Genomic DNA, 13,142 nt, shown 5'->3' on the forward strand with positions numbered 1-13,142 from the left:
CCCGCCGCAGCGGGGTAAGGGAAAGCAGATCAGGGGGGCGAGGTGCGGGCAAAGCTTTCGCGGGCAAACAGCCGTTCGGCCAGTTTGATCAACGCCGGTCGTTCAACGCACCAGTTGGGCATGATGCGGCGGAAGTTGAGGTAGCCCAATGCGCAGCCGGTGGCGATGTCCGCCAGCGTCAGCGTTTCGGTGTTCAACAGCTTTTTTTCCAGCGCCAGCTTTTCCAGCGCGTCCAGCCCGTGCGTCAGCTTGGCGCGCTGGCGCAGGATCCAGTTTTCGTCCTGTTTGTCCGACGCCCGTTTGCTCTCGCGAAACAGCGTGGCGGCGGCCTCGGTGACGCCATCCGCCAGGGCTTCCACCTGACGTATGCTCAGTGCTGCCGCGCGATCGGCAGGCAGAAACGCCGGAGCCACCAACAGCAGCTCAAGGTATTCGGCGATCACCCGTGAGTCGTAAAAGACGCTACCGTCGTCAGCCACCAGCACAGGAACCTTGGCGAGCGGATTTAGCTCCACCACCCGGCTGCCCGGCTCATACGGCGGATCGTTAACGAATTCGAACGCCATCCCCTTTTCCAGCAGCATCACGGAAATCTTGCGGACAAAAGGGCTGGTGTAACTGCCAATAAGCTTCATCAGTCTTCCCCTCGGCTTGCAAACCTCAGCGTTGTTAGTTCACCGTCAGCGTGTCGATAATCTGCTGCACCAGCGCCTGATGCGCCTCCGGCGTTTTGGCCGGCGACAGCATTTGCAGCGTCACCACCCGCTTATTGAACACCGTCAGCACGATGGTGGAGACCACCTTCTGCCCGTTGATGCTCTGCTCGGTATCCAGACGATGGAATTTCTGTTTACCGACGGTGAAGTTCTCTTCTTTGGTGGTCTGGATATTCTGATAACGGTCGGCCAGCTCGGTAATGATGCTCTGCGTTAGGTCCTTCAGCATTTTATCGCTGCTGTTGAGCTTCATGTCGTCAGGCGGGATCACTTCGGAAGAGACGGTGCTCTGGCGCGATTTGCCGTCCAGAAAGCGCTGAATGGTGGATTTGCTGTCGTTGATAATGCCGCTGTTCTCGGTCTGATCGCTAAAGCCCGATGGCAATTCAAAGGTGATTTTTCCCTTTTGCATCGAGACTTTCAGGCCCGGAGGCGCTGCGGGTTTTGTCTCCACCACCGGCGGTGGCGGTGCAGGCTGCGTGACGACCGGCTTGGTATCCGGCTTCGGCACTTCCGGTTTGGTGTCGTCCTTGTTGTCACAGGCCGCCAGTCCGATGGCCAAAACGGCAACCGCCGTGAATTTCGCAATGGTCTTCAACATCGTCAGTCCCTTTCCTTTCGCTTCGCGCGTCATTGCGTAAACGTAGCAAGTCGCCCCGGCGAATGCCAGAAGCCCAGTCCGAAATTAATCATCCGTTTAATCAAATGGGCCGAATATATTCAGCCCATGAACACAATTAACGAGGATCTTAAGAACCCGGGAACAGGAACGGGTTGATGCTGCTGCGGGCAAAGCCTTCATCTTCCATTTTGGCGTCGAGCACCAGCGTGGCCAGATCGTCGGCAACCGCCTCAACCTGCGGATCTTTTTCCTGATATAAAATCTTCAGGTAAGTGCCGCAGTCACCGCAGCTTTCCGCTTTCACCGCCGCCAGTTCGCTGTCCAGCGACCAGTAGTTGAGGTCACGAGTCTGCTCGCAGTTGCTGCATTTGATTCGCACCACGTGCCACTCGCTTTCGCACAGGTTGCAGTGCAAATAACGCAGACCGCTGACGGTGCCGATATGCACCACGCTGGAAACCGGAATACTGCCGCACACCGGGCAGAATTGGCGATGCTCGCCATATTCGGCGCGAGCCTTGCCGGGGATTTGCCCGGCCATCTGCGCCCAGTAGAGCGACAGCGCGGCCCAGATAAACGGCGCTTTCTCGCTGCCAATCTTGCCGAAATCCTGGTTAAGCAAGGCGTCGGCCAGCAACTCCAGCTCGTGCGATGAGGCTTTTTCCAGGTTATCCAGCACCGCCAGAATGTGTTCCGGCGCCTGCGGGCGCAACTCGGCAATCAGCGAAGCCAACAGTTTGTGCCAGTGTTCAGTGCGCGGAAAAACGCTCAGATCCAGCGGGGGTTTGCCGCTGGCGGCACCCTGCTGCAACGCCTCGGTCAGATCCAACGTCAGCGGGTTGTCGTGCAGCGCGTGATGCTGCGCCTCGGCCAGTTGGGCGGCGAAGTTCAGGTAGTCGCCCAGCGGGTTGTCGGTCGCCAGCTTGCGCAGGCGTTCAGCACGGCGGCTGTAAAGGCTTTTCAGATTCGCGAAAAGTAACGGCGGGATGGTTTCCGCCGTTGTGGACTTCTCACGCTGTGCCCCTAACTGCTCTTTAGGAACAATGCGGATGCTCATCAGGGTTTGTCTTCCTGTTGTTTCTCGCGGACCTCTCGGTACCAACGCGGGTGATGTTTTTTAGCCCAGGCCGCCGGCACCCAGCCTTCCACCATCGCGGTAATGGTACCTTTTACCCACAACGCGGCGTAAATATGCACCATAATCACAATGATAAGGCCCACCGCCGCCAGCGAATGCACCAGCAACGCGAGACGGATCAGCGGTATCGGGAAGGACGGCGCAAAGTACGGCCGCCAGATCACCACACCGCTGGCCAGCAACAGCACCAGACTAATGATTGCCGCCCAGAATACGCACTTCTGACCGAAATTATAACGCCCGGTGTCACCCACTTCCTCGTTCATGACGATTTTTTGGATGTTTTTGGCCCAGACGATGTCTTCACGGTTGATCAGATTATGCTTCCAGTAGCGCAGGAACATCAGCAGGAAGGCCGCAAACATAATCACCCCGATAAAGGGGTGCAGAATACGCGCCAACTGCGGCGTGCCGAGAATGTTCATCAACCAGTTGAAGGAGGGGAAGAAGAACCCCAACCCGCTGATGGCGGCGAACACAAAGCAGAACGCCACAATCCAGTGGTTAATCCGCTCCGGCGCGCTGTAGCGCTGAATACGCTTTTCCTTCTTCATTTGCGCGTCTCCTCATCATGCGGCTCGTCGTCTTCGTCCTCATCGACGCGGTTAGGACCGACGCCAACATAGTGGAACACGCTCGCTGCAAAGGTAGCGGCAAAGCCGATGGCCGCCAGGGGTTTCCACACGCCTTTCCAGAACGTGACTGCCGGGCTGATGGTCGGGTTATCCGGCAAACCGTGATACAGCTGCGGCTTGTCGGCATGGTGCAGCACATACATCACGTGGGTGCCGCCCACGCCCGCCGGATCGTACAGACCGGCGTTCTGATAACCACGGGTGTTCAGCTCGCTGACGCGTTCGGCGGCGATCTCCTTCATGGCGTCCTTGGTGCCGAAATGGATGGCCCCGGTCGGACAGGTTTTCACACAGGCCGGTTCCTGGCCGACATCAACCCGATCGACACACAGGGTGCATTTGTACACCCGGTTGTCGTCCTTGTTCATGCGCGGCACATCGAACGGGCAACCGGCGATGCAGTAACCGCAGCCGATGCAGTGTTCGGACTGGAAGTCGACGATGCCGTTGGCGTACTGGATGATGGCCCCTTCCGACGGACAGGCCTTCAGGCAGCCCGGATCGGCGCAGTGCATGCAGCCGTCCTTGCGGATCAGCCACTCCAGCTTGCCGTTCTCCTCCACTTCGGAAAAGCGCATCACCGTCCACGACTTGGCGGTCAGATCGGCGGGGTTATCGTACACCCCGACGTTGTGACCGATTTCATCGCGGATGTCGTTCCATTCGGAACAGGCCACCTGACAAGCCTTGCAGCCGATACAGGTGGTGACATCGATCAGTTTGGCCACTTCCTCCTGGTGGTCACGGGCGCGCGGCGCCGGCGTGAAACCATTGGTGGCGGATTTACGAATGATGTCCTGAGATTGCATTGCCATAATTCGTCTCCGTTACACCTTTTCCACGTTGACCAGGAACGCCTTGAACTCTGGCGTTTGCGTATTGGCATCACCGACAAACGGCGTCAGCGTGTTGGCAATAAAGCCTTTCTTCGCCACCCCTTCGTAACCCCAGTGGATCGGGATACCTATGGTGTCGACGTCCTGCCCGTTCACCTGCAGGGTGCGGATACGCTTGGTCACCACCGCCTTGGCCTTGATAAAGCCGCGGTTGGAGCTGACCTTCACCGTATCACCATGCTGAATGCCTTTTTTCGCCGCCAGCTTCTCGCCAATCTCCACAAACTGCTCCGGCTGCGCGATAGCATTGAGTATCGCGTGCTTGGTCCAGTAGTGGAAATGCTCGGTCAACCGGTAAGTTGTCCCGACGTACGGGAACTTGTCGGACGTGCCCATTGCCGCCAAATCGTCCTTGAACACCCTGGCCGCCGGGTTGGAAACCACGTTCGGGTGCAGCGGGTTGGTGCCGAGCGGCGTTTCAAACGGCTCGTAGTGTTCCGGGAACGGCCCTTCGGCCATTTTATCGGTGGCAAACAGGCGGCCCATGCCTTCCGGCTGCATGATGAATGGCCCCACGTCACTGCCCGGTGCGGCGGCGCTGTAGTCCGGGATATCCACCCCGCCCCACTTGGTGCCGTCCCATTCCAGCAACTGACGTTTTGGATCCCAGGGCTTGCCCTGCGGATCGGCGGAAGCACGGTTGTACAGGATGCGGCGGTTAAGCGGCCAGGCCCAGGCCCAACCCAGCGTATTGCCGAGGCCGGACGGATCGGCGTTATCGCGCCGCGCCATCTGGTTACCGGCCTGCGTCCAGCTACCGGCGAAGATCCAACAGCCGCTGGCCGTCGTGCCGTCGTCACGCAGGTGGGCAAAGGTGCTGAGCTGCTCACCTTTTTTCGCCAACACTTTGCCGTCGGCGTCGAGAATATCCGCCAACGCCTTGCCGTTGCTTTCCATCGCCACTTCTTCAGAAGCAGGATTTTCCGGCGTCAGATAATCCCAGGTCATGTTCAGCACCGGTTCAGGTACCGCACCACCTTCACGCGCGTACATCTCACGCAAACGGGTAAAGATGCCCGCCAGGATTTCCCCGTCGTTCATCGCTTCACCCGGGGCATCCGCGCCCTTCCAGTGCCACTGCAGCCAGCGCCCGGAGTTGACGATTGAACCGTTTTCTTCGGCGAAGCAGGTGGACGGCAGGCGGAACACCTCGGTCTGAATCTTCGACGGATCGACGTCGTTGAACTCGCCGTGGTTCTGCCAGAAGTTGGAAGTTTCGGTATTGAGCGGATCAATGGTCACCAGGAACTTCAGTTTTGACAGCGAAGCCACCACCTTGTTCTTGTTCGGGAACGACGCCACCGGGTTGAAGCCCTGGCAGAAGTAACCGTTGACCTTGCCTTGTGACATCAGCTCGAAGTACTGCAGCACGTCGTAGCCTTTGTCCCACTTCGGCAGCCAGTCAAAGCCCCAGCCGTTTTCCTTCTGCGCCTTGTCGCCGTAGAAGCTCTTCATCATGCTGACGAAGAATTTCGGGTAGTTGCTCCAGTAGTTCACCTGGCCCGGCAACAGCGCCTTCGGCGTATTGGCTTTCAGGTAGGTGTCGATATCGGTCTGTTTCTCCGACGGCAGCGTCATATAGCCCGGCAGGCTCTGCGACAGCAGGCCCAGGTCGGTCAGACCCTGAATGTTGGAGTGGCCGCGCAGCGCGTTGACGCCACCGCCCGCCATGCCCATGTTGCCGAGCAACAGCTGGATCATCGCCATGGTGCGGATGTTCTGCGAGCCGACCGAGTGCTGAGTCCAGCCCAGGGCGTACAGGAACGACGCGGTTTTATCCGCCACGCAGGTTTCGGCGATGTATTCACAGACCTTGATGAAGTCTTCGGTTGGCGTACCGCAGATATTGTTCACCACCTCCGGCGTATAGCGGCTGACGTGCTGTTTCAGCAGGTTCCACACGCAACGCGGGTCCTGCAGTGTCAGATCGCGCTTGGCGAAGCCGTTTTCATCAAACTGGTAGTTCCAGGTGGTTTTATCGTACTTGCGGTTTTCCGCGTCATAACCGCTGAACAGGCCGTCTTCAAAGGTAAAGTCTTCCCGCACCAGCAGGCTGGCGTTGGTGTAGGCGTGGACGTATTCGTGGTTAATCTTGTCGTTGGTCATCAGGTACAGCAACACGCCCGACAGGAAGGCAATGTCGGTGCCGGAACGGATCGGAGTGTAGAAATCCGCCACCGATGCGGTACGGGTAAAGCGCGGATCGATGACGATCAGCTTGGCTTTATTGTGTATTTTGGCTTCCATCGCCCAGCGGAACCCCACCGGATGCGCTTCCGCCGCATTACCGCCCATGACGATAATCAAATTCGCGTTCTTGATATCAACCCAGTGGTTGGTCATCGCACCGCGACCAAATGTTGGAGCAAGACTTGCTACCGTTGGTCCGTGTCAGACACGTGCTTGGTTGTCTACGGCAAGCATGCCGAGAGCGCGACTAAATTTTTGCGTTAAATAACCGGTTTCGTTACTGGAAGCGGAGGCACACAGCATGCCGGTGCTCAGCCAGCGGTTGACGGTCACGCCCTGTTCGTTGGTTTTAACGAAGTTGGCGTCACGGTCTTCCTTCATCAGCTTGGCGATGCGGGTGAAGGCATCGTCCCAGCTCAGGCGCTGCCACTTGTCGGAACCTGGCGCACGGTACTCCGGGTACTGGAGACGGCTGGCGCTGTGGATGAAGTCGACCAGACCCGCGCCTTTCGGGCAAAGCGCGCCGCGGTTGACCGGGTGATCCGGGTCGCCTTCAATGTGGAAAATGCTTTCTTTGGCGTTTTTGGCGCCATCACCAAGGCTGTACATCAACAGCCCACAGCCGACGGAACAATACGTACAGGTATTACGGGTTTCACGGGCGCGCAGCAGTTTGTACTGCCGTGTTTCCGCTAACGCCACTTCCGGGGCAAAGCCCAGAGCAGCCACCGTAGTCCCTGCCATACCGCCAGCGCAGATCTTAAAGAACTGCCTTCTGCTGACCTGCATGGGGGTCTCCTTTCACTTGCGATTGTCACATTGTTTCAAATGGCGCTTTCCCCCTGGAAGCGGGAAGCGCTAAAATTACTGTTGTTTTTACGCGGCAATATTACCACAGCGTATATGTGGTTGTTACAAACAGGTGCCACTTAAGTGAACAATATAAACCCAGACCAACATATCAATGATATCAATGAGACCTCGCTCACCGGGGTGACCCGGTCTCAGGTGTATCAACGCGGGCAACTCGCCACCGCACAGCAGGATTGGCTGGCGGAAGAAGTCCCGGTCGCGCTGGTCTATAACGGCATTTCTCACGTGGTGATGATGTGCACCCCCAAAGATCTGGAGGCCTTCGCCCTGGGCTTTTCCCTGTCTGAAGGCATCATCGAGTCACCGCGCGATATCTACAGTATAGAGATTAACCAAACTTGTAACGGACTGGAGGTGCAAATTGAGCTTTCCAGCCGTCGCTTTGCCGGTTTAAAAGAGCGCCGCCGTGCCATGGCGGGCCGCACCGGCTGCGGCGTGTGCGGTATCGAACAGTTGGCGGATATTTTTCGTCCGTTGCCTGCACTGCCGTTTACCCAGACCTTTTCCCTCACCAACCTCGACTGCGCGCTGGGGCAGCTCAAGCAGGTACAGAGCGTCGGCCAGCTCACCGGTTGCACCCACGCCGCCAGTTGGATCTCGCCGCAAGGGGAACTGCTGGGGGGCTGTGAAGACGTAGGCCGTCACGTGGCACTCGACAAACTGCTCGGCGTGCGCGCTAAACAAGACTGGAATCAGGGAGCAATCCTGGTTTCCAGCCGCGCCAGCTATGAAATGGTGCAAAAATCCGCCATGTGCGGCGTCGAGATCCTGTTTGTGGTTTCTGCCGCCACGTCACTGGCCGTGGAAATCGCCGAACGCAGCAACCTGACGCTGGTTGGCTTCAGCAAACCCGGCCGCGCCACGGTGTTTACCCACCCGCAACGCATTGTGGATTAACCAAAGACCACAATATAAGTAGGGCATTGATAATCATTTTCAATATCATTTAAATAACTATAATGATCCGACTGCTTACGCGGTGCTCACATAATGCGCCGCCCCTATACCCTTGGAGATGATGATTATGAGTTACTCACTGCCATCCCTGCCGTACGCCTACGACGCACTGGAACCGCATTTCGACAAGCAGACGATGGAAATCCATCACACCAAACATCACCAGACTTACGTTAACAACGCCAACACCGTGCTGGAAGCTTACCCAGAGCTGGCTCAATACAGCGTTGAAGACCTGATCCAGGATCTGGATAAAGTACCTGCTGACAAGCGCACCTTCATGCGTAACAACGCCGGCGGCCACGCTAACCACAGCCTGTTCTGGAAAGGCCTGAAAATCGGCACCACTCTGGGTGGCGATCTGAAAGCAGCTATCGAACGTGATTTCGGCAGCGTTGAGAAATTCCAGGAAGAGTTCGAGAAAGCCGCAGCGACCCGCTTCGGTTCAGGTTGGGCCTGGCTGGTACTCAAAGGCGACAAACTGGCTGTAGTGTCTACCGCTAACCAGGACAGCCCGCTGATGGGCGAAGCCGTTGCCGGCGCTTCAGGCTTCCCAATCGTGGGCCTGGACGTGTGGGAACACGCTTACTACCTGAAATATCAAAACAAACGTCCAGACTACATCAAGGCATTCTGGAACGTGGTTAACTGGGATGAAGCCGCTGCACGCTTCGCTGCGAAGAAGTAATTCGCCCCCAGAAATGAAGATACCCGCTTAATGCGGGTATTTTTTTGACCAAAATTCGCTAAAGTTTGACCGTTCTTTGCCGATGGTTTGTTCAATTGACGTTCGCCCGAAGGAAAGGAAAATCATTATGGCGGCATTGAAAACCTTGGCAGGAAAGTTTGTTCATCTCACCGTGGGTAAAAAGCTCGGCCTCGGATTTGGCCTGATGCTGCTGCTGACGGCGATCATCGCCGGTACCGGCGCCCAGTATCTGAATATCATCGAATCCCGCGCCAACCGCATCGATTTCAGCAACCGGCTGAACGACGAGATCAATCAGGCCAAATACAACCGTGCTTTATTCGGCCAAACCTACAAACCGGAATACCTGAAAAATAACCGCACCAATATCGAAAATGCGGTCAAGCTGATCAACCAGGGCCAGGAGCTGAACTGGGATGCGCAGAGCCGGAAAGATCTGCAGCGTTTGGTCGGGCTGATTGGCCAATACCAGCAACAGCAAAACGCCTTCGAAAAGGCAGTGGCGGCAAAAGATGCCGTACGCCAAAGCTGGAACATGTCGGAAGTGCAGGACAGCCTGAATCAGGTGGAGCGGCAAATCACCAATGCCGACCTGCAACTGGCCTTTATCCAGTTGAACCAAAAGCTGACTCTGGTGCGCTACGGTGCTCGCGGCCTGTTGCTGAGCCTGAGCGCGGAATCCGAAGCCCCTCTGGTGGCGGCGATTGACGATGCACGCAGCGCGGCCAATGCGCTCAGTCGCCGGCTCAGCGATGCTCAGCGCCCCTTACTGCAACCCCTGCTGACCGCACTCGACGACTACAAAAACCGTATCGAAGCTTACCTGCCGGCCTATCAGCAGGAACAAGCGGTCAGTCAGTTGCTGGGCAACAGCGCGCAAGAAGTCGGCACCCTGGTTAACGCCTTTATGCAGGATGAACTGACGCAAACCCATAACGACATCAATTCGGCGCAGTTGCAGATGGGCATCACCACGCTGATCGCCATTATCGCCGGATTACTGGTTGCCTGGCGTATCACGTTGCAAATTACCCGACCGCTGCAAAGCACGCTGGCACTGGCGGAACGCATCGCCAGTGGCGACTTGCGTCAGGCGCAGACCAGTACCCGCCGCGACGAACTGGGCCAGTTACTGAACGCGGTGGCAGCCATGAGCCAGAACCTGCGCGATATGATTGAAAAAATCCAAATGGGCGTCAGCCAGGTGTCCACCGCCGCCGCCGAGATTGCCGCCGGTAACACCGATTTGTCCTCACGCACCGAACAGCAGGCGGCCGCAGTGGAAGAAACGGCCGCCAGCATGGAACAACTGACCGCCACGGTGAAGCAAAACGCCGAAAACGCCCATCATGCCAATCAGTTGGCTACCGACGCCTCGCAGACTGCCCAGCAGGGCGGCAAGCTGGTGGAAAGCGTGGTCAGCACCATGCGCGATATTTCCAGCAGTTCGCAGCGGATCGCCGAAATTACTACCCTGATCAATGGCATTGCCTTCCAGACCAACATTCTGGCGCTGAACGCGGCGGTGGAGGCTGCACGTGCCGGCGAACAGGGCCGTGGCTTCTCGGTGGTCGCCAGCGAGGTGCGCAATCTGGCACAACGCAGTGCCCAGGCGGCAAAAGAAATCGAAGGGCTGATTGCCGAGTCGGTCAACCGGGTGCAGACCGGCACCACACTGGTGGAAAACACCGGCAACACCATGGAGCAGATTGTCCTGTCGGTCACCCACGTGCGTGACATCATGGCGGAAATCGCCGCGGCCTCCGACGAACAGACCCGCGGCATCGCCCAGATCGGCCAGGCGATTGTCGAAATGGACCACACCACCCAGCAGAACGCCGCACTGGTGGAAGAGTCCGCCGCCGCCGCCGACTCGCTGGAGGAACAGGCAGAAATGCTGCTGCAAAGCGTCTCGGTATTCCGTCTGGCGGAGCATTCTGCGCCTGCCGCCGCGAAAGCCGTCGCGGTCAAAGCCCCGATCGGCAAACAACCGGCCAGCCAAACCGCCGGGCAAGACAACTGGACCACCTTCTGATGCCTTAAGGCGAAGAGTGGAAACATTCTTCGCCTTATTCTCGGGTTAGCAGATGTGTCGCCATGCCCCAGGTCACAAGTTCAAAACTTCCGTAATTCACATCGATAATGGCGTAGCCACAATTGTGATGACTGTATTGACGGAGATCGTCCTGCGGATCTTCACCTTTCAGTTTCCATATCAACGCCTGTAACGCATGCCCATGAGTGACGAGACAACACGTTTGATTATGATGATCGGCGCTAAGGCTTAGCAGGCAGGAAGCCATACGCCAGGCAACCTCAGGCGTACTCTCCCCTCCTGGCGCCCATGCGTCGGACTCACCGGAAAAAATGCGCCGGGCCGCATCAGGATAATCTCGCAGTACCTGCGCATGCGATAATCCCTCCAGCATGCCAAAGCTCTGCTCCTGTAGGCGCTCATCCGTCCGACAAGGACAATTGAACTGCGCCGCCAATGGCTGTGCCGTGGCGCAGGCTCGTCCAGCAGGCGAACTGATCACCCACGAAATAGGCATCGCTTGCAACGCCAGCCAAAGCGCGGTGATTTGGCTATGGCCCTCTGGAGTCAACGGGCTATCCCTTCGCCCCTGAATTATCCCCTCGCGATTCCACTGTGATTCCGCGTGCCTCAACACGATAAAACGCATAGCTGCTCCTGCACGGAAAAAAAATAACTATAGACTGACAAACAACATTTTTCAGTTCCGCTGAAAGCCAAGTGGTCTGGCCCAGCAACTCGGGCTATGCTGGACCTTCGACGCGAGACAAGGAGGCGCATATGCATCACCCAGAGGTTTACATCGGCACTATCCAACCCTACGAAGGCGGGCGGCCCAGCGGCATTGCCAAGCGCCTGGTGGACGGTGCCGTCAAGCTGACCCCGCTCGGCCTGGAAGGCGATGAACAGGCGGAGAAAAGTTATCACGGCGGGCCGGATCGCGCGCTGTGCCACTATCCACGTGAACATTATGACCACTGGCGTCAACAGTTCCCGGCGCAGGCGGAACAGTTCAGCGCGCCCGCTTTTGGCGAGAACATTTCTACCCTCGGGCTGACCGAACATAACGTGTTTATGGGCGATATCTTCCGCTGGGGCGAAGCGTTGATCCAGGTCACCCAGCCGCGTTCTCCCTGCTTCAAGCTCAACTACCATTTCGATATCGACGACATCTCGGTGCTGATGCAGCAAAGCGGCCGCTGCGGCTGGCTGTACCGCGTGGTATCTGCCGGCAAGGTCAGCGGCGATCACCCGCTGGAACTGGTGACGCGCAACAGCGATATCTCGGTCGCCGAGGCCGTCGGCATCGCCTGGCATATGCCGTTTGATGAAGAGCAGTATCGGCGTCTGCTGGCGGTGGCCGGGCTGTCTGCCAGCTGGAGCAAAACCATGTTGACGCGCATCAGCGAAGGCCGTCTCGAAGACTTTAATCGCCGCTTGCTGGGCCGCTAAAATAGACCGGTTGAAAATAAAACCTGGCGCAGCCTACAGCGCTAAACATTTTCACCGGCCTATACTGTTCAGCGTCGGTCGTTCCGGCAACCTCATTCAGGCAGGAGCAAAGTTATGAACACCCCGTCTCATTCGATTCACCCTGCAGCAGCCGAAGGCTACCAGGCCAACGCCGATCGTTACGTTAAAGGGCGTCCGGATTACCCGCCAGAAATAGCTACCTGGCTGCGCGACACCATCGGCCTGCACGCCGGTATGACGGTGATCGATCTCGGTGCCGGAACCGGCAAGTTCACCCCGCGCCTGTTGGAAACCGGTGCGCAGGTGATCGCCGTCGAACCCGTGGCCCAAATGCTGGAAAAGCTGTCGGCGGCGCTGCCGCAGGTGAAAACCCTGGCGGGCACTGCGGAGTCGATCCCGCTACCGGATGAGTCGGTCGACGCGGTGGTTTGCGCGCAGTCCTTCCACTGGTTTGCCACGCCGCAGGCTTTGGCCGAAATCCAGCGTATCCTCAAGCCCGGTGGCAAGCTTGGTCTGGTGTGGAACATGCGCGATGCGCGCGTAAGTTGGGTGCGTAAGCTCAATCAGATTGTCGACCGTCACGAAGGCGACGCGCCGCGTTTCTACACCGGTGAATGGCGTAAACTTTTCCCGTCCAAAGGATTAGAACCGCTGCAGGAACAGGTGTTTATGCTCGGCCACCAGGGCGCGATAGAAGATGTGATTTATAACCGGGTGCGCTCCACCAGCTTTATCGCCGCCTTGCCGCACGAGCAGCAGGAACAGGTGATCGAACAGATTCGGCAGTTGGTGGCAGAGGAAGGGGAATTGCAGGGCAAGGATACGGTGACCGTGCCTTATCAGACCAAGGCATATTTCACCACCAAGCGTTGAAAACCGGGCGCCACAAAAGGCGCCC

Annotated in this window: 12 protein-coding genes; 5 read left to right on the forward strand and 7 right to left on the reverse strand. The window is 57.6% G+C overall.

What is annotated here, in order from left to right:
• Positions 1-29: 29 nt before the first annotated feature.
• The 6 genes from FCL49_RS19310 to fdnG form a co-directional block, all read right to left on the reverse strand.
• On the reverse strand, positions 30-635 hold the full coding sequence (locus FCL49_RS19310; protein WP_174354782.1) for a glutathione S-transferase: 606 nt from the start codon (positions 633-635) through the stop codon (positions 30-32).
• A gap of 34 nt (positions 636-669) precedes the next feature.
• Positions 670-1,317 (reverse strand): DcrB-related protein, encoded by a 648-nt coding sequence (locus tag FCL49_RS19315; protein ID WP_174354783.1) that lies wholly within the window; start codon positions 1,315-1,317, stop codon positions 670-672.
• A 148-nt stretch (positions 1,318-1,465) separates the two neighbouring features.
• Entirely contained in the window at positions 1,466-2,395 is a 930-nt protein-coding gene (fdhE, locus tag FCL49_RS19320; RefSeq protein ID WP_174354784.1) for a formate dehydrogenase accessory protein FdhE, read from the reverse strand.
• Complete coding sequence (fdoI, locus tag FCL49_RS19325) at positions 2,395-3,030, reverse strand: formate dehydrogenase cytochrome b556 subunit (RefSeq protein ID WP_174354785.1); 636 nt, start codon at positions 3,028-3,030, stop codon at positions 2,395-2,397. The genes fdhE and fdoI overlap by 1 nt, the downstream gene beginning before the upstream one ends.
• Positions 3,027-3,926: a formate dehydrogenase subunit beta gene (gene fdxH / locus FCL49_RS19330; protein ID WP_174354786.1), complete on the reverse strand. Its 900-nt coding sequence runs from the start codon at positions 3,924-3,926 to the stop codon at positions 3,027-3,029. Before fdxH ends, fdoI begins: the two co-directional genes overlap by 4 nt.
• Before the next feature lie 12 nt (positions 3,927-3,938).
• A complete protein-coding gene (gene fdnG / locus FCL49_RS19335; RefSeq protein WP_174354787.1) occupies positions 3,939-6,986 on the reverse strand; it encodes a formate dehydrogenase-N subunit alpha in 3,048 nt (1,015 codons plus the stop codon).
• Positions 6,987-7,157: 171 nt separating this feature from the next.
• Here fdnG and fdhD point away from each other — a divergent pair, with 171 nt between their 5' ends.
• The 3 genes from fdhD to FCL49_RS19350 all read left to right on the forward strand — a co-directional run bounded on the left by fdhD (position 7,158) and on the right by FCL49_RS19350 (position 10,771).
• The gene (gene fdhD, locus FCL49_RS19340) at positions 7,158-7,967 is read left to right on the forward strand and encodes a formate dehydrogenase accessory sulfurtransferase FdhD (RefSeq protein ID WP_368040120.1); all 810 of its coding nucleotides are present in this window, start codon (positions 7,158-7,160) and stop codon (positions 7,965-7,967) included.
• A gap of 127 nt (positions 7,968-8,094) precedes the next feature.
• Complete coding sequence (gene sodA, locus FCL49_RS19345; protein WP_012004554.1) at positions 8,095-8,715, forward strand: superoxide dismutase [Mn]; 621 nt, start codon at positions 8,095-8,097, stop codon at positions 8,713-8,715.
• Between the two features lie 127 nt (positions 8,716-8,842).
• Positions 8,843-10,771, forward strand: a complete 1,929-nt coding sequence (locus FCL49_RS19350) for a methyl-accepting chemotaxis protein (RefSeq protein ID WP_174354789.1) — start codon at positions 8,843-8,845, stop codon at positions 10,769-10,771.
• A gap of 34 nt (positions 10,772-10,805) precedes the next feature.
• Here the strand turns inward: FCL49_RS19350 and FCL49_RS19355 are convergent, their stop codons facing one another.
• Positions 10,806-11,420: a histidine phosphatase family protein gene (locus FCL49_RS19355; RefSeq protein ID WP_174354790.1), complete on the reverse strand. Its 615-nt coding sequence runs from the start codon at positions 11,418-11,420 to the stop codon at positions 10,806-10,808.
• Between the two features lie 131 nt (positions 11,421-11,551).
• On the opposite strand from FCL49_RS19355, the gene yiiM reads away from it, so the two are divergent.
• Together yiiM and FCL49_RS19365 are read left to right on the forward strand one after the other, a co-directional pair.
• Positions 11,552-12,223, forward strand: a complete 672-nt coding sequence (gene yiiM, locus FCL49_RS19360; RefSeq protein WP_174354791.1) for a 6-hydroxyaminopurine reductase — start codon at positions 11,552-11,554, stop codon at positions 12,221-12,223.
• A 114-nt stretch (positions 12,224-12,337) separates the two neighbouring features.
• Positions 12,338-13,117, forward strand: a complete 780-nt coding sequence (locus tag FCL49_RS19365; RefSeq protein WP_174354792.1) for a class I SAM-dependent methyltransferase — start codon at positions 12,338-12,340, stop codon at positions 13,115-13,117.
• The last annotated feature ends 25 nt before the right edge of the window (positions 13,118-13,142 follow it).

Origin of the sequence: Serratia proteamaculans (genome assembly GCF_013337185.1) — a bacterium.
Lineage (GTDB): Bacteria > Pseudomonadota > Gammaproteobacteria > Enterobacterales > Enterobacteriaceae > Serratia > Serratia proteamaculans_D.